Below are 16261 nucleotides of genomic sequence, written 5' to 3'. Positions count from 1 at the left end.
CAGGTTACACACAAAAAGAAGGAGCAGACGAAGGATAATATGGAAGAATGGAAACTTATAATCAAATAAGATTGATTTGCTAGAAAAAAGGACTCTTAATTGAGTCCTTTTTTGGTGTAAAGATATTTGTAGTTTAATATAATTTTTCTTGCGATTAATTAACTATTAATGTGAAATGAAATTTATTTATATTTTTTTATAAAGATCTAAAAATAATAAATTTTTCAGGTATGTTTATCATAGTTAAAAATTCTCAGCTTAAAAAACTTTTAAAATAAATTTTCAAAAAATAAAAAAATTTTTTTATTTTAAGGTATTTATATTGTAGGAATATTAATTGAATTAAAATCCTATATATTAGCAGTGGATATTTATTTTCTAAATTTCTAAAATAATTTTTTAGTTTAAGTTACATTAAATATAAGAAATTTAAAAAGTTTTTGGAATTTAAAAATATGTGAATTTATTTGGTATATTCCCAATAGGAATATTATCTAAAAATTATTCCTACATATTAGTAGGAGAAATTAATTTTCTAAATTTCAAAACTAATTTCTTAGTTTAAGTTACATTAAGTGTAAGAAGTTTAAAAAATTTTTGAAATCTAAAAAATATGTGAATTTGTTTGGTATATTCCCAATAGGAATATTAGGAAAAGTAAAATTTAATGTGAGGTGGTTTTATGGCTTAGCTATTATTTGGTAAATATAGAATTTTCAATTTTATATTTAGATTTATTAAGAAAGATGATTGCAATAAAATTCATATAGGAGGATTAAAATGAAGAATAAATTAAATTATAAAGGCATTATATTTCAAGATAATGTATTTAGTGAAAAAGGTTTAAATAAATATATTAAACATATTACAAAAGAAAATGAAATTAGAAAGGATATGATAAGTATATTATCAGAAGAGAATTGTAATGAGAATAACCTAAATTTAATTAAATTAAGTGAAAAAAAATCAGAAGCTAAACATAAATATGATGGTTTGAATGGGTTTTTATTTTCAATGATTTTGTTCATTGGAGGTTATGTTTTAGATATCTTTTTAAAAGATAGTTCTGAAGTGTCTAAATTAATTTGTTTGATTTTAGCTGAGATAATCTTACTTAGAATTGGAGTTATTAATTTAAAAAATTCATTAAAAAAGCCTGAAGAAAAGAGAGCAGAGACATATTTTTGGTTGGAAACTGAGATGGAAAAAAGAATAAAAGAATCGAAAGATTCCGAAGATTCAAAAAATTCAAAAGGTTCAAAAGAACAAATTACTACTATATAATGAATTGGCAGAGCATTAATATTGATTGCAAATTTTATAGAATAAATAACAGAGGAACAAATTATGTCAAAGTCAGAAGAGTTAAATATAAAAATGGACAAAAGATTGCCTCTTGTTAAAGAAGAGCATTATGGGAATTTAATAGATGTTTCAAAAATATCTTTTGATGAGCTAAACGCCTTGTTAGATGAGGGCTTTAGAGATATTGAGGAAGGCAATTATCAAACTGTAGAAGAAGCTTTTAAGAGTATTTACGATTAATTTGCCTTTTTTTGAAAGGCAAAAGCAAACGCAAAATATAATTTGCGTTTTATTAAGGACGCAAAAACAAACGCAAAATTTTACGTTTGTTTTTGCGTTTGTTTTTGTTATAATTAACTCAGGAGGAGTTATGAGAGAGACACGCAATTTAGAGTTTAAGGAAAAAATTTCAGATTCTTTTTTAAAGACAGTTGTTGCCTTTGCCAATTACGATGGTGGCGAAGTTTTATTCGGCGTAGATGATAATGGCAAGTCTGTGGGTTTAACTAATTTAAAATCAGATGCCATTGCTATTGAAAATAAGATAAATGATTCTATATCACCTCAAATTAGTTTTGAGATTGAAATGGATTGTAAAGAAAATCTTATTAAGCTTAAAGTCCATCCAGGCGATGAGAAGCCATATTTTTACAAGTCAAAATCTTATAAGAGAAATGATTCTTCAACTGTTGAGATTGATAGTTTGGAACTCAAAAGATTAATCGTGGAGGGTCAAAATAAGTCTTATGATTCTTTGTCTTCTAAAAAAGAGAGCTATAGCTTTATTTATCTTGAAAAGAAGTTTAAAGAAATTGTAGGTATTGAAAAAATAAACAGTGATATTTTAAAGACTTTGGAATTAGTTGATAAAAATAATTTTTTAACTAATGCAGGTTCTTTATTTGCAGATAACAATGAAGATAACTTGATTGACATTGTGAGGTTTGGGGAAAGTCAAAATACTATTTTGAGTCGCTTTCAATTAAAGGGCATTTCGATTCTTGAAGCTTTTGATATAAGCATTGATATGTATAGAGAATATTATCAATTTGAAAATATTAAAGGTTCTTATCGTGAAAAAGTTGACTTACTTCCTGAAAAAGCTTTTAGAGAAGCTATCGCCAACGCCTTAGTTCATAGGGATTGGATGGCAAATTCTTATATTCAAGTTTCTATGGAGAAAGATGCTATCACCATTGTATCTCCAGGTGGTTTGCCAACTGGTATAAGTGAGGAGGAGTATCTCAATGGACAAATTTCTGTCATGAGAAACCCCATTATTGGCAATATATTTTTTAGATTAAACATTATTGAAAGTTTTGGAACTGGAATCAAGAGAATCAAAGAAGCGTATAAAGATTCTGCGAAAAATCCTTCTTTTAAAATTTTTGATAATTCTATTGAAGTTAAGTTGCCTCTTATTTTTGGTGTGGAAAATTTAAGCCAAGATGAGACAAGGGTTTATAAGGCCTTGGAGAATAAATCTCTTGCTAGTTCTGTGATTGCAAATGACACTGGCTTTGGAAAGAATAAAGTTTTAAATTTGTTAAATGATTTGATGGATAAGGGTTATGTTATTAAAAGAGGAAAGGGAAGAGGAACGAAGTATTCTTTGAAATAATAGTGTTTTTTGAGACTTTATATTAATTATTGATGGGCTAGTTAATTTTAATACGCCTAACATAAGAAACACTTTAGAGTATGATCTATATAGGCTGCAGGGTTAGAGGGAGGTAAGTTTTATGCCAAAATGTTTGGATATACATAAAGGTCTTTTATTAATAATGTTTTTTTGTATTCTTTATGAATTACTTAAAAAGGATAAAAAATCCGAGATTGAGGTTTCAGATTATTTATATTTTAAATCAATTTTTGTCAAGTTCAATAATAGTGATAATGATTGTAGGGAAATAAGGGCACAAAAAATAGATTTTTTAAAAACTATTTTTGCTGAAAATTTAAGTCATGCAAGACATATTGAGATGGAGAGGATGACATTTAATAGTATTTATACTGTTCTTATTGCTGGTATTTTTGCATTTGTTAATTCAAATACAAAATCCACTATTGTAAATGAGTTAATATTACTTTTTGGTTTTTTTACAGGTTTCATTTTATATTGTGTTTCTATAAGATGGAAGGATGTTTATAATAGGCATTTATTGTATGCTAAAGTTTCTTATATTTATCTAAATGATATGCTTTTCCCAGATCTTTTTCCATATGAAAAAACTGTTGAAATGGAAGGGTGTAGTAAATATATAAATAAAGAATTTGAACTTTTTGATAATGAAAAGGTATTCAGCTTATATTGTTTTAAACCTGCACATATAACAGAAGTTGTACCAGACTGTAAGTATAAGATATATCTTAAAACTTATCAGTATTTTTTGATTCTTGATATAATTATAGAAGTTATGATCTTAATTGCTTTTGTGCATATTACGGGTATATTAAATATTTAATAGAGGAGCTAGTATGATTAAATTAGTTGTTAGTGATTTGGACAACACTTTATTAGAGAAGGATAATAAAATTAATGATAAAACTTTGACTATATTAAAGGAATGTTTGTCAAAGGGTGTTTTTATTGTTTTGGGGACAGGTAGACTTTATCAATCTGCCAAAATTTATAAAGATATAATAGGAGAAGAGACTTATATTATTTGTTATAATGGTTCTCTAATTGTTGACAATAAAGATAAAGTTGTTTTTTCAAAAAATTTAGACGTTGGCCTTATGAAAAAAATTGTAGATTTTTGTAAATTGAAAAATTTATATTGTCAATTTTATGAAGATGGCAAAATACTTGTTGAGAGAGTTACAGAGGAAACTCGTATAGACCCAGACCTTAAAAATGCAAATGCAATTGAGGCAATAGATTTTGCTTTATATGATTTTAAACCTTCGCCAAAGGCAATGATTGTGGCGGATCCTAATTTGGTTGGTGTTTATCAAGAAGAATTGAGAGATTTTTTGGATGATGAAGTTTATATTGCACAATCACAAAATTATTTAATTGAAATTATGCCAAAGGATGTTGATAAGGGTAAGTCTTTAGAATACTTATGCCATAAGTTGAATATAGAGCCTTTTGAAGTTATGGCTATTGGAGATAATACAAATGATAGGGAAATGCTTAATTTTTCAAGTTATTCTATTGCCGTTGCCAATGCGGTTGACGATCTAAAGGACGCTGCTTTTTATGTTTGCGAAAATGAAAGATCTTTGGGTGTCGCCGAAGCTTTAAATAAATTTGTTTTATAATAGTAATTTTAAGTTTTTGTAATTCTTTTTATAAAATTTTCTAAAATAAAAAGGCTCTATAATATCTGTTGGGGAGTAAATCTCTAACAAATATTATAGAGCCTTAATTCATATTTTATTAAGGAGGCAAAAAGCAAAAGCAAAAGCAGAATTTTATCTGTGTCTTTTGAATTTTTTTAGTTGTAGGTTATTGAATATACAAAAAATTAATGGTATTATATATCTAAATGAGGACACCGTTATTAGCGGTCGTCTTAGTGTTACTAATATAGAAACCACCTAAGCCGATATAGGTGGTTTTTCACATTTTAACTACTTTTTGTCTTACCACCTGTAAAAACTATGCAGGTGGTATTTTTTTATTGTCCTAATTCTTTTTCTATTATTTTTCTCATTAGTTCCTTTTCATTTTTGAATACATGGTTTTTGTAGTAGAGGATTTGGATTTGGGCTGGGCTTTTTATTTTGCTGGGGTTTGTCAGGTCAAAGTCCAAGTCTTTTTTCTTGACATAGTAGCAAGATGTTTTGCCATCATAAAGCCCGTCCTCTGTATTTATTTTTAAGGAAAATTCTTTAGCTTCTTTTTTATTTTTTACTGATTCATAATTTTTTGTTAATTCAGAATCTTTTGCTGATTCAGAAAAATTTTCTGATTCATAATTTTTCAAAGATCCATAATTTTTTGCTGATTCGCAAATTTTTTCTGATCCGTAATTTTTTAGGGATTGGTAAAAATTTGCTGATTGGCAATTTTTTTCTTGTTCGCCAAATTTTTCTTCTTCCTCGAGTCCACTTATCTCAATTGTGTATAATTCATTGTTGGAGAAATAGTCGGATCCGTAATTTGTGACGCCTGATATTTCTAGCTTGTTTTCTAAAAGTTTTATGTCTCTTATAAAAAATGTGAAGTCTAAAATTTTTATGGAAAGATTTTTTTCTAATTCTTCTTTTATTTTTGCGTCAAGTAATATTAAGTTTTCCAGGCTCAAATAATTATAGTCTAAAATTTTTTCTATTGCAGCCTTATGACCCTCTAGGTAATTTTTATAGAGGGTCTTTATTTTTATGCCCTGGTATTCTTTTTGGTCCCTTAAATTTTTCGGTTCAATAAATTTTTCTAGGAGATTTTTATTGGAGTGAGAATCTAAATTAAAGATGAAGTTGTAATTTTTTGTCACTTCTTGCAAGTCTGTGACTTTTAAGTCAAGGTCCTTGTTAAAGTAAAATTTTACTTTTTCTCTTATAAAGGGAAGGTCGAAGGTCTTGCCAGAGTAGGTCACAAATTCTTTTTCTTGAATGATAGGCATGACTTCTTCCAATAAATTTTTTTCGTCTTTTAAATTTTCTAGGTAAAAAGTTTTTAGGACTTCTCTATTTTTTTCCACAAGGCTCACTACAATAATTGAATCTATTTCTCGAGATAGTCCTGATGTTTCTATTTTTAAATAATTTTCTTTAGCTCTTTTGATTTTTCTTTCCAATTTTTTCATCCTATCACCACTTCAAGTATATCATTAAAAGTTTTATAATTTTAAAAATTTTCGTCAGAACTCAATCTAAATAGAGATAGAAGGACACTTCGTCTTATAGTATAATGTATTAGAAAGAATTTATGATAGAAGGAAGATATATGATTTATTTAGATAATTGTGCGACGACAAAACCTGATAGGGAAGTTGTTGATGTCATGATGAAGGCTCTCACAGATGATTTTGCCAACCCTTCATCTCTTCACAGCTTCGGCCTAAGGGTGGAAAAGGAAATTGAAGAGGCAAGGAAAAATGCGGCTGCCCTTATTGGTGCTCAGGCAGATGAAATTTATTTTACCTCTGGGGGAACAGAAAGCAACAACATTGCAGTTCACGGCGCTATTTTAAAAAACAAGAGAAAGGGCAAGAAGATCATCACTTCTGCTATTGAACACGCATCTATTGACGACCAATTTAAGCATTATAAAGACCTTGGCTATGAAGTATGTTATCTTGATGTTGACGAGACTGGCGCTGTTGATGTGGAAAAGTTTAAAGAGGAAGTAAATGATGACACTATTTTAGTTTCTCTAATTTATGTTCACAACGAGCTTGGCACTGTCAATAAGGTCAAGGAACTTTTTGAGATTGCCAAGGCAAAAAACAAGGATATTTTATGCCATGTGGATGGAGTTCAAGCTGTGGGGAAAATTCCTGTCAATGTTAAGGACTTGGGCTGCGATACTTTTTCTTTTTCTTCCCACAAAATTTATGGGCCAAAGGGCATGGGCGCCCTTTACAAAAGACGCGACTTAAATATTGAGAGTCTTGTTATTGGTGGAGGTCAAGAGAAGGGACTAAGATCTGGTACAGAAAATGTGCCGGGCATACTTGGCTTTGGCAAGGCGTGCCAGCTTACAAAAAGAGATTTAGACAAAAGGCTTGACCACGCCAAGGAAATCAAGGCATATCTTTTAAAGAAACTGGAAGAAAATTTAGAGGACTACAGGATAAACACTCCAGAAAATTCTACAGATTTTATTGTTTCTCTTTCAATTTTAGATATAAGGGCAGAGGTCCTTCTCCACTACTTGGAGGGCGATGAGATTTATATTTCCACAGCATCTGCCTGCACATCTAATGGCACTCACAAGTCCACAACCTTAAAGGCAATAGGGCTTGCCGACAAGTACGCTGAAGGTACAATAAGAATTTGCACTTCCAAGGACACTACAAAAGAGGACATAGATGTTTTCGTGGAAAAACTTGTGAAGTATGTAGGTGAAATCAGAAAGATTATGAGATAGGTGATAGAATGAAAAAAGTTATGGCACTCTCCCTTGGAGAGCTTGTCCTAAAGGGTAAAAATAGGTATAAATTTGTAAATAAACTTATTTCCACTATAAAGAGAAATCTGAGAAACATAGACCATGGAAAAATATATCAAAATATGGGCAAGGTCTATGTGGAAGTGGTGACAGATAACGAAGAAAAGATGATAAATAGGCTTAAGCATGTCTTTGGCATTGTCTACATTGCGCCATGCTATGTTGTGGAAACTGACAAGGAAAAGATTGAAGAAGCTGTTATAAAAATTGTAGATGAAACTTTGAAAAAAAATCCAGCTTACAAAACTTTTAAAGTTAAGACCAACAGGGGCGACAAGTCCTTTCCACTTAATTCCATGGAAATTTCTGCAAAAATCGGAGGTATCATCTTAAAGAATTTTGACATAAAAGTTGATGTGCATGAGCCAGACTTTTTTGTTTACTGCGATTTGAAAAAGGATACCTATATTTATGTAGATAAGATTAAAGCTCACGGTGGACTTCCATCTGGCACAAATGGCAGGGGACTCCTTCTTCTCTCTGGTGGAATTGATTCCCCAGTAGCAGGATTTTTAATGGCAAAGAGAGGAGTCCTTGTGGACTGCTTGCACTTCCATTCCTATCCTTTCACATCTGAAAGGGGAGAAGAAAAGGTCAAAAAACTTGCAGAGGACATATCAAGTTTTTCTGGCGAACTTACTTTTTATTCTGTGAATATTTTGGACATTCAAAAGGAAATCAACATAAATTGTCCTGAAGATGAGATGACTATTATCTCCCGCAGGTTTATGATGAGGATAGCAGATAAAATTGCAAGAGACAATGGCTACGACTGCATCATCACTGGCGAAAACCTTGGACAAGTTGCCTCGCAAACCATTGACGGCTTGAAGGTAACTAATGATATTACAGATAAACTCGTCTTTAGACCACTAATTGGCATGGACAAGGTAAATATTATTGATATTGCCAAGGACATTGATACTTATGAGACATCAATTCTTCCTTTCGAAGATTGCTGCACAGTATTTTTGCCAAAACATCCACTCTTGACGCCAAGTGTAGAGGGAATAGAAAAGTCAGAGGAGCCACTAGACTGTGAAAGTCTTGTAGATGAAGCTATAGGTAAGATGAAAATAAGTAAAATAGGAGGAGACTATGAAGAATAAAAACAAAGGTGCCGTTGGGATTGTTGCAATTATTGCCGTAGTAGTGGTGCTTGCAATTTTCTTTGGCGGACAATGGAACAAATTAGTTAAACTAGATGAAGATGTGAATGGTGCTTGGGCACAAGTCCAAAACCAAGTTAAAAGGCGTGCAGATTTAATTCCTAACATTGTAGAAACTGTTAAGGGATATGCTAGCCACGAAAAGGAAACTTTCACTGAAATTACTAAGGCTCGTGCAGGTATTTCTGAAGCAAACACACCTAAGGAACTTGCAGAAGCCAATGACAACTTGACAGAAGCTATTCAAAAACTTAATGTAGTTGTTGAAAATTATCCAGAATTAAAGGCAAATGAAAATTTCTTAGACTTACAAGCCCAACTTGAAGGCACAGAAAATAGAATTGCAACTGAAAGAATGAGATATAACGATACAGTTAAACTTTACAATCAAAAAGTTAGAAGGTTCCCAACAAATATTATTGCAAAAATTTTAGGCTTTGGACCAAGAGATTATTTTGAAGTTTCAGAAAAGGACAATCAAGTACCAGAAGTTAAATTTTAGGTGATTAAAATGAAAAAATTGTTAGCTACAATTTTATTTGCCATCACCCTGGTCTTTAATGTTTATGCCTTTGACAAGGGCGAAATGTCCTACAATGTCTATGACGAGACTAACACTTTAAGCCAAGAGTCCATTGACTATCTCAACAAGACCACTTATGATCTTAAAAAGAAAACTGGCGGAGAAATTGCCGTTGTAATTGTTAAAGACTTGGAAGACTATTCACTGGAAGAGTATGGGACAAGGATCTTTAACGACATAAAAATTGGCGACAAGGATAAGGACAATGGTGTTCTCATGCTTGTGGCACTTTTAGACGAAAATAATAGATATTTAAGAATCGAGACTGGTTATGGGTCTGAAGGTTTTATACCCGATGCCTATGCCTCAAGAATTATAAGGGCAATGGGAAAAGTTGTCTCTGAAAATGAAGGTGACAGATCCTTTGAAAAGGCAATCCTCGAAGGATATGCTCAGCTGATAAAATTATATGAAGATGAATATGGAGTGGACATTGTGGCGAGAGAGCCACAGGAAGAAATTGATTATTCATCTGATGAAGGTGAAGGTAATCTATTTATATCAATTTTGCCTATATTGAGAATAATTTTAATTCTTTTTATAATTTCACTTATTTTTAGAAATAAAAATGATGGTGGCGGCTCTGGTGGCAATGGTTCCGGAGGCAGAAGAAAACAAAAACCTGTAATCTTTTGGGGACCAGGAAGCTTTGGCGGCGGCTACGGTGGCTCTGGAGGCTTTGGCGGATCATCAGGCGGTGGATTCGGTGGCGGAGGCTTTGGAGGCTTCGGCGGCGGAGGATCCTCTGGTGGCGGTGGCGCCAGCGGAAGATTTTAATTAAAAGAGAAGATGAGAGAAAAAACTCCAATTAAAATAATTTGATGGAGAAAATATATTAAAAGAGAATGCCTACCCATGACATTTATAAAGCCCGGGGAGGCTTCTTTTTTTGTAAATTTTACAAAATCAAAGAGGAAGTAGCCCATGTAAAATAAAAATATCCAAGGAATTATTGGAAAATAATCGCCTGAATAAAAATTTTCACTAGGCAAGCCTAGGAAAAATAGATTTAAGTTGTAAAAAGATTTTGGGACAAGAACTTTTCCAAAGAAAATACTTCCGTAATAAATTTTTTTAAGCGTTACAAATAAAAGAGTGTTTAGAATAAGTCCAAGCCTTGGATTTATTTTTTTTAAGTAATTTTTTAAGAGCATGTGAATTAAGCTTGCTGCCGCAAAAAAGTGAATAATGCCAAAATAAATGGCATCTTCTCTTGAAAAGATGTAAGAGCCAAGGGTGATTAAGATAGAAAGTCCCGTCAAAATCAAAAATTTTTTCTTAAAATTATTTGAAAAATGAGTTGAGTAACCAGAAATCAAAATAAAGGAAATGCAAATATATTGTTGGTAGTAGTAAAAGTCGTGATTGAAGTTAAAACCATAAAAATTTTCAAGGTCAAAGAGTCCGTGAAAAATTATCATATTTATAATAGTAAAGCCACGCAAAAAATCTATGGCATTGTATCTTTTTTTTCTAGTATCCATGTAACACCTCTGGAAAAATTATAACACAAATTGGAAAAGGGCAAGCAAAAGGAAGTTAATAAATGAAAAATAAAAAAATATTTTGAGTAAATTATATTTAACAAAAAATTTACTTTATTAAATAGCCCAAATCTATTGACATTAATATCTTTAACAATTATACTCTAATGAGTTTAATAATTTAAGTAATTTGTTTAATATTATAGGTGATGGAATGGATATTGGAAATAAAATAAGAGATATGAGAATTGAAAAAGGTCTTACCCAGGAAGAATTGGCTGACAGGTCAGAACTCACTAAGGGCTTTATTTCACAAATCGAAAGAGACTTGACATCACCATCTGTTGATTCTCTTTTGGATATTTTGGAGGCACTGGGCACAGACCCTTCACATTTCTTTAAAAGAGATGAAAATGAAAAAATTACTTTTAAAGAAGAAGACTTTTTTGAAAGTGAAAATGAAGAGCTTGGCTATGTACTTGATTGGGTTGTGCCCAACGCACAAAAAAATCAAATGGAGCCCATGCGAATAAAAATTAAGCCAAATGGAGAGTCAAAGGAGATACAACCCTATGAGGGCGAAGAATTTGGCTATGTAATAAAGGGCAGTGTGACTCTTATTTATGGCAATGAACAATACAAGATTAGGAAGGGCGAAAGTTTTTACTTTAAGGCAAACAGCTCTCACTATTTAAAGAATGATGGCAAGTTTGAAACTGAGATTTTGTGGATTTCGTCTCCACCAAATTTTTAGGCGGTGAATTATGGAAAATTATGTAATTGAATTAGAAAATGTGACAAAATCTTTTGGCGACAATGTTATTCTAAAGGATTTTGATTTTAAGGTTAAAAAAGATGAATTTTTAACGATTTTAGGTCCATCTGGCTGTGGCAAAACAACGATTTTGAGACTTATTGGTGGCTTTGAAGAGCCTGACGAGGGAAAAATCCTTTTTAATGGAGAAGATATTACTAATAAGGAGCCCTATGAGAGAAAAATCAACACAGTTTTTCAAAAATATGCCCTATTTCCACACATGAATGTCTACAACAACATTGCCTTTGGTCTTAATATAAAAAAAATGGAGAAAAAGATCATAAAGGAAAAGGTAAAAGAAGTTTTAAAACTTGTAAACCTTGTTGGCTTTGAAAATAGAGAAATTGAATCTCTTTCTGGTGGACAACAACAGAGAATTGCCATTGCAAGAGCCCTTGTAAATGAGCCAGAAGTTCTCCTTCTTGACGAACCTCTCGGTGCTCTTGACTTAAAACTTAGACAGGCAATGCAGATTGAGCTTAAAAGAATACAAAAAAGTGTTGGCATAACTTTTATTTATGTAACTCACGACCAAGAAGAGGCACTTTCCATGAGCGACACGGTTGTCGTCTTAAATAATGGTGAAATTCAACAAATGGACAGCCCTTTAAATATTTACAACGAGCCAAAAAATGCCTTCGTTGCAGATTTTATTGGCGAATCAAATATTATTAATGCAAAGATGCTTAGTGACTTCAAGGTAAGATTTTTAGATTACGATTTTCCTTGCGTGGACAAGGGTTTTAAGGACATGGAAGATGTTGAAGTAGTTGTGAGACCTGAAGATGTGCTTTTAGTGGACGAAAATTATCAAATTGAGGGCACAGTGACAAGTCTTGTCTTTAAGGGTGTTCACTACGAGATGACTGTAGATGTAGGTGGTTACTCCATGCTTGTCCAATCAACGGAAAAGAGAGAAGTGGGCGAAAAGACAGGCATAATTATTAAGCCTGACCTAATCCATGTAATGAGGTTGATATGAAAAAATTCTCACTAATATATTTATTTTGGGGACTAATTTTTATTGTACTGCCACTATTTTTAATACTTGCTCATGCCCTCAATGCCAATACAGATTTGTCTGATTTTGTCTTTACTCTTGACAACTTTTCAAGGTTTTTTGAGCCTTTATATGTAAAGATTTTAATTACTTCACTAATCTTAGCAGGTCTTTCAACTATTTTATGTTTAATAGTTGGCTATCCTGTTGCCTATATTATTTCAAAGATGAGTGAAAAAGTTAGAAATAATATGATTTTAATTTTTATAATTCCCATGTGGATGAATTTTCTTTTGAGAACTTACGCCTGGCTAACTCTTTTGGGCAACAAGGGACTTATAAATAAATTCATTGGACTTTTTGGACTGGGACCTTGGGATTTGATGTACAATTCCAAGGCAATTATGATAGGCATGGTTTATAACTTCTTGCCCTTTATGGTTCTGCCTATTTACACAGTCCTCTTAAAGATGGATACAAAACTAATTGAAGCAGCCAAGGACCTTGGAGCAAATGACTTTGAAGTTTTCACAAAAGTTATTTTTCCACTGTCACTTCCTGGCATTTACACAGGCATAACTATGGTATTTATACCGGCAATTTCTACTTTCGTAGTGCCTAATCTACTGGGCGGCAACAACTTCTACTTGATAGGTAACTTAATCGAAAAACAATTTACCTTCACAGGAGATTGGGGCTTTGGGTCAGCAATTTCCATGGTCTTAATCCTTATAATGCTTTTGATTTTAGTTGTGCCAAAATTATTTAACAAAAAAATTAAAACTGGAGACTTGGGAGGCGATATATTTTGAAAAAAATAATAGATAGAATTTATTTATTTTTGATCTTTGTATTTTTGTACGCCCCAATAGTAATTCTCGTTGTCTTTAGTTTTAACAATTCAAAGCTAAGAGGGTCATGGGCAGGCTTTACCCTAAAGTGGTACAAGCAGCTCTTCAATGATCCGGCAATTTTATCCTCACTTTGGACTACAATTTTTGTGGCAGTGGTGGCGACAATAATTTCCACAGTTGTGGGGACAATTTCAGCCATAGCCATAAATGAACTGAGAGGCTTTAAGAAGGATGCAATCTTAAATATAAATTATCTTCCAGTAATTAACCCCGACATAGTGACAGCTGTTGCTCTAATGGGCTTATTTGGACTCTTTAATATAAGAATGGGATACACAACTATGATTATTTCACACATAGTCTTTTGCATTCCCTATGTAATTTTGTCAATTTTGCCAAAATTAAATCAATTGCAAAAAAACACTCTTGAGGCAGCCCTAGATTTGGGTGCCACGCCAACTTATGCCATTCTTCATGTGGTAATACCACAGATAAAACCTGCAATACTAACGGGAGCCTTGATGTCCTTTACACTTTCCATTGACGACTTTGTAATTTCCTTCTTCAACACTGGACAGGGAGTTTCAAACTTATCAATAACAATTTATTCCATGGCGAGAAAGGGAATCAATCCGTCAATAAATGCAGTATCAACGCTTATGCTAGTATCTCTCTTGATTTTACTTGTAATAATTAACAAGAGAAGCGAAAAAAATAAAAAAATTGAGGTGGAAATATGAAAAAAATAATTTTAGCCCTATCAGTCTTAATGCTTTTGACATTAACTGCTTGTGGCAAAAAAGACCAGGCAAAGGAAGAAATTTATGTTTACAACTGGGGTGAATACATCGACCCATCTATTTTAAAGGACTTCCAAAAGGAAACAGGAATAAAGGTAAATTACGACACTTACGCTTCCAACGAGGACCTTTACATTAAGATGACACAATCCCAAGATAAGTACGATGTAATTGTGCCAAGTGATTATATGATTGAAAGACTTATAAAAGAAGGCTTGATTCAAGAAATTAATTTCGACAACATTCCAAACTTTGCTGGAGTTGAAGACAAGTTAAAAAATCCAAGCTTTGACCCAGAAAATAAATATTCTGTGCCATACTTCTGGGGAACTGTTGGAATTGTCTACAACAAAAGTGAAGTCAAAGACAAGGTCGATTCCTGGGATATATTATGGAATGAAAAGTATAAAGACCAAATAATTATGTATAATTCACAAAGAGATACTCTAGGTCTTGCCCTAAAAAGACTGGGCTACTCACTAAATTCAACAGATGAAAAGGAACTTGAAGAAGCAAAAAAATCTCTCATCCAGCAAAAGCCACTTGTATATGCCTATCTTGATGATGATGGAAGAGATGTAGTTGTGCAAGGCGACGCAAACTTATCTGTAATGTATTCAGGTGATGCCCTTCTCATGATGCAACAAAATGAAGACTTAGATTATGTAGTGCCAAAGGAAGGTTCAAATATTTGGTACGACTCCATGGTTATACCAAAGAATGCACAAAATGTTTCTGGAGCAGAAAAATTTATAAATTATATGCTTAAACCTGAAGTGCAAGCAAAAAATGCCGAATACTGCGTTGGCTACACTTCACCAGTTAAGGGAGTAAAAGATCTTCTTCCTGATGAAATCAAAAACTCCAAGGTAGCCTATCCAGACATAGACTTACTTCCACCACTTGAATCTTTTAGGGATCTTGGCGACTTTATAAAAGTTTACGACAGGATCTGGACAGAAATAAATGCTTCCAATCTTTAATATGCTAATAAATTTGTTTATTTTAGGGTCCTTATGTGATATTATATAGTATAAGCGAAATGTTTTCATAACGGAGGTTTAAAATGAACAAGAGAATAAAAAAGCTTGTAATATTTGCAATTTTCTTATTAGTACTTATGTTATTTTCTCTAACTGCTTTTTTTAGTAAGTCTCTTATGTGGCCAAATTCAAATGTAGAAAGAGAATTTGACGGAATTTTATTTAACAATTCCGATGGAGTAGAAAATCTTCAAGTTGCAAGATCTGTGGTAAAAGAAGGTAGCGAAAAACTCATAAAATATGACATAAAATTTTCTTATGCAGGCGAAGATTCAACTGCAAGGATAATGGGCACACCTACTAGACAAATTTTCTTTGGCGAAGGTGTAAACTTTAGCAAGTCAAAGGTAAAGCTAAAGGGAGACTTCGACAAAATCAATAAATCACTTTTTGAAGAAAAATTAAAACTAAAAGTTAAAGATTTTTACAACAAAACTGAAAATAAAGATTTTAAAGCAGTGAGTGAAGTAAAATTAGATTTGTCAGAAAAAGTTGGAGAATATGCCTTTGAAGTTTATTACGATCCAAACACACTATATTTTTCTGGTGGACAAAAGGTTGAAGACGCATCTATATTTGTAACTAATGCAAAGGTAGAAAATTGGACAGAAACGACAAAATCAACAGATAGCGTAAAGGAAGCCTACACAAATTCAGGCTACTATATAAATAAATTGGAACTAATAGACCAAGGCTTGATAAATAAAATTTCTCTAATCAACACAATTTCAACAGTTGCCTTTTTAGTTTTGACACTTGGTGTAATTGCACTAATCTGGCTAGGCAAGGGAAGCTTCCCAATTTATCTTGGAGCCTTATTTATCATGATCCCAGCCTTTTACAGATTTATGGATAAGGGAACAAGTAACCTTGGAGTATTAATAATTTATCCAATATTAGGATGTCTTGCATCTATTGCAGCAAGATTTTTAGCAGCAGATGAAGATGTAACTTTTGGCACAAAGGAAATGAAACAATCACTAGCCTTTTTGTTAATGTACTTTGTAGCTTCACTAGTATTATTTATGATACCAAGAGTTTTCATAGGATAAAAAAGAATAACAAAAGATTATTAAAAGCTC

At 32.3% G+C, this 16261-nt stretch carries 17 protein-coding genes; 15 read left to right on the top strand and 2 right to left on the bottom strand.

All coding sequences use genetic code 11. The annotated features are described in order from the left end of the window. The first annotated feature begins 780 nt into the window (after window positions 1-780). The 5 genes from HMPREF2801_RS02180 to HMPREF2801_RS02160 all read left to right on the top strand — a co-directional run bounded on the left by HMPREF2801_RS02180 (window position 781) and on the right by HMPREF2801_RS02160 (window position 4572). On the top strand, window positions 781-1284 hold the full coding sequence (locus HMPREF2801_RS02180) for a hypothetical protein (protein WP_070610363.1): 504 nt from the start codon (window positions 781-783) through the stop codon (window positions 1282-1284). Between the two features lie 63 nt (window positions 1285-1347). Next, the gene (locus tag HMPREF2801_RS08995; protein ID WP_083303697.1) at window positions 1348-1545 is read left to right on the top strand and encodes a hypothetical protein; all 198 of its coding nucleotides are present in this window, start codon (window positions 1348-1350) and stop codon (window positions 1543-1545) included. A gap of 130 nt (window positions 1546-1675) precedes the next feature. Next, window positions 1676-2926 (top strand): RNA-binding domain-containing protein, encoded by a 1251-nt coding sequence (locus HMPREF2801_RS02170; protein WP_070610362.1) that lies wholly within the window; start codon window positions 1676-1678, stop codon window positions 2924-2926. A gap of 121 nt (window positions 2927-3047) precedes the next feature. Then, entirely contained in the window at window positions 3048-3770 is a 723-nt protein-coding gene (locus HMPREF2801_RS02165; protein WP_070610361.1) for a hypothetical protein, read from the top strand. Between the two features lie 13 nt (window positions 3771-3783). Beyond that, window positions 3784-4572, top strand: coding sequence for a Cof-type HAD-IIB family hydrolase (locus HMPREF2801_RS02160; protein ID WP_070610360.1), 789 nt, complete (start codon window positions 3784-3786; stop codon window positions 4570-4572). 359 nt (window positions 4573-4931) lie between these two features. Here HMPREF2801_RS02160 and HMPREF2801_RS02155 read toward each other — a convergent pair whose 3' ends face one another. Next, entirely contained in the window at window positions 4932-6062 is a 1131-nt protein-coding gene (locus tag HMPREF2801_RS02155) for a ribonuclease H-like domain-containing protein (RefSeq protein ID WP_070610359.1), read from the bottom strand. Window positions 6063-6202: 140 nt separating this feature from the next. Here HMPREF2801_RS02155 and HMPREF2801_RS02150 point away from each other — a divergent pair, with 140 nt between their 5' ends. From HMPREF2801_RS02150 to HMPREF2801_RS09560, 4 genes are read left to right on the top strand one after another with little or no spacing between them, the layout of a single operon-like run. Then, entirely contained in the window at window positions 6203-7348 is a 1146-nt protein-coding gene (locus HMPREF2801_RS02150) for a cysteine desulfurase family protein (RefSeq protein ID WP_070610358.1), read from the top strand. A gap of 8 nt (window positions 7349-7356) precedes the next feature. Beyond that, window positions 7357-8538 carry a tRNA uracil 4-sulfurtransferase ThiI gene (gene thiI, locus HMPREF2801_RS02145; protein WP_070610357.1) on the top strand — a complete coding sequence of 394 codons (1182 nt, stop codon included), beginning with the start codon at window positions 7357-7359 and terminating at the stop codon, window positions 8536-8538. Then, window positions 8528-9100 (top strand): LemA family protein, encoded by a 573-nt coding sequence (locus tag HMPREF2801_RS02140; RefSeq protein ID WP_070610356.1) that lies wholly within the window; start codon window positions 8528-8530, stop codon window positions 9098-9100. Before thiI ends, HMPREF2801_RS02140 begins: the two co-directional genes overlap by 11 nt. Before the next feature lie 9 nt (window positions 9101-9109). Continuing rightward, window positions 9110-9958 (top strand): TPM domain-containing protein, encoded by an 849-nt coding sequence (locus HMPREF2801_RS09560; protein WP_070610355.1) that lies wholly within the window; start codon window positions 9110-9112, stop codon window positions 9956-9958. Here the strand turns inward: HMPREF2801_RS09560 and HMPREF2801_RS02130 are convergent. Continuing rightward, entirely contained in the window at window positions 9955-10665 is a 711-nt protein-coding gene (locus HMPREF2801_RS02130) for a heparan-alpha-glucosaminide N-acetyltransferase (protein ID WP_070610354.1), read from the bottom strand. The two genes, HMPREF2801_RS09560 and HMPREF2801_RS02130, sit on opposite strands and share 4 nt — an antisense overlap. A gap of 214 nt (window positions 10666-10879) precedes the next feature. On the opposite strand from HMPREF2801_RS02130, the gene HMPREF2801_RS02125 reads away from it, so the two are divergent. The 6 genes from HMPREF2801_RS02125 (at window position 10880) to HMPREF2801_RS02100 (ending at window position 16231) form a co-directional block, all read left to right on the top strand. Next, on the top strand, window positions 10880-11419 hold the full coding sequence (locus tag HMPREF2801_RS02125; RefSeq protein ID WP_070610353.1) for a helix-turn-helix domain-containing protein: 540 nt from the start codon (window positions 10880-10882) through the stop codon (window positions 11417-11419). Window positions 11420-11429: 10 nt separating this feature from the next. Then, complete coding sequence (locus HMPREF2801_RS02120) at window positions 11430-12464, top strand: ABC transporter ATP-binding protein (protein ID WP_070610352.1); 1035 nt, start codon at window positions 11430-11432, stop codon at window positions 12462-12464. Then, window positions 12461-13294, top strand: a complete 834-nt coding sequence (locus HMPREF2801_RS02115) for an ABC transporter permease (protein ID WP_019124217.1) — start codon at window positions 12461-12463, stop codon at window positions 13292-13294. The genes HMPREF2801_RS02120 and HMPREF2801_RS02115 overlap by 4 nt, the downstream gene beginning before the upstream one ends. Then, a complete protein-coding gene (locus HMPREF2801_RS02110; RefSeq protein ID WP_070610351.1) occupies window positions 13291-14076 on the top strand; it encodes an ABC transporter permease in 786 nt (261 codons plus the stop codon). The genes HMPREF2801_RS02115 and HMPREF2801_RS02110 overlap by 4 nt, the downstream gene beginning before the upstream one ends. Continuing rightward, entirely contained in the window at window positions 14073-15119 is a 1047-nt protein-coding gene (locus HMPREF2801_RS02105; RefSeq protein WP_070610350.1) for an ABC transporter substrate-binding protein, read from the top strand. Before HMPREF2801_RS02110 ends, HMPREF2801_RS02105 begins: the two co-directional genes overlap by 4 nt. An 83-nt stretch (window positions 15120-15202) precedes the next feature. After that, complete coding sequence (locus HMPREF2801_RS02100; RefSeq protein WP_070610349.1) at window positions 15203-16231, top strand: hypothetical protein; 1029 nt, start codon at window positions 15203-15205, stop codon at window positions 16229-16231. The last annotated feature ends 30 nt before the right edge of the window (window positions 16232-16261 follow it).

The sequence above is a fragment of the Peptoniphilus sp. HMSC062D09 genome, assembly GCF_001811425.1.
Lineage (GTDB): Bacteria > Bacillota > Clostridia > Tissierellales > Peptoniphilaceae > Peptoniphilus_A.
This window is presented reverse-complemented; position numbering and strand designations above follow the sequence as displayed.

Coding starts and splice junctions, on each gene's coding strand:
- HMPREF2801_RS02180 (WP_070610363.1), top strand. CDS start 781: ATGAAGAATAAATTAAATTATAAAGGCATTATATTTCAAGATAATGTA.
- HMPREF2801_RS08995 (WP_083303697.1), top strand. CDS start 1,348: ATGTCAAAGTCAGAAGAGTTAAATATAAAAATGGACAAAAGATTGCCT.
- HMPREF2801_RS02170 (WP_070610362.1), top strand. CDS start 1,676: ATGAGAGAGACACGCAATTTAGAGTTTAAGGAAAAAATTTCAGATTCT.
- HMPREF2801_RS02165 (WP_070610361.1), top strand. CDS start 3,048: ATGCCAAAATGTTTGGATATACATAAAGGTCTTTTATTAATAATGTTT.
- HMPREF2801_RS02160 (WP_070610360.1), top strand. CDS start 3,784: ATGATTAAATTAGTTGTTAGTGATTTGGACAACACTTTATTAGAGAAG.
- HMPREF2801_RS02155 (WP_070610359.1), bottom strand. CDS start 6,062: ATGAAAAAATTGGAAAGAAAAATCAAAAGAGCTAAAGAAAATTATTTA.
- HMPREF2801_RS02150 (WP_070610358.1), top strand. CDS start 6,203: ATGATTTATTTAGATAATTGTGCGACGACAAAACCTGATAGGGAAGTT.
- thiI (WP_070610357.1), top strand. CDS start 7,357: ATGAAAAAAGTTATGGCACTCTCCCTTGGAGAGCTTGTCCTAAAGGGT.
- HMPREF2801_RS02140 (WP_070610356.1), top strand. CDS start 8,528: ATGAAGAATAAAAACAAAGGTGCCGTTGGGATTGTTGCAATTATTGCC.
- HMPREF2801_RS09560 (WP_070610355.1), top strand. CDS start 9,110: ATGAAAAAATTGTTAGCTACAATTTTATTTGCCATCACCCTGGTCTTT.
- HMPREF2801_RS02130 (WP_070610354.1), bottom strand. CDS start 10,665: ATGGATACTAGAAAAAAAAGATACAATGCCATAGATTTTTTGCGTGGC.
- HMPREF2801_RS02125 (WP_070610353.1), top strand. CDS start 10,880: ATGGATATTGGAAATAAAATAAGAGATATGAGAATTGAAAAAGGTCTT.
- HMPREF2801_RS02120 (WP_070610352.1), top strand. CDS start 11,430: ATGGAAAATTATGTAATTGAATTAGAAAATGTGACAAAATCTTTTGGC.
- HMPREF2801_RS02115 (WP_019124217.1), top strand. CDS start 12,461: ATGAAAAAATTCTCACTAATATATTTATTTTGGGGACTAATTTTTATT.
- HMPREF2801_RS02105 (WP_070610350.1), top strand. CDS start 14,073: ATGAAAAAAATAATTTTAGCCCTATCAGTCTTAATGCTTTTGACATTA.
- HMPREF2801_RS02100 (WP_070610349.1), top strand. CDS start 15,203: ATGAACAAGAGAATAAAAAAGCTTGTAATATTTGCAATTTTCTTATTA.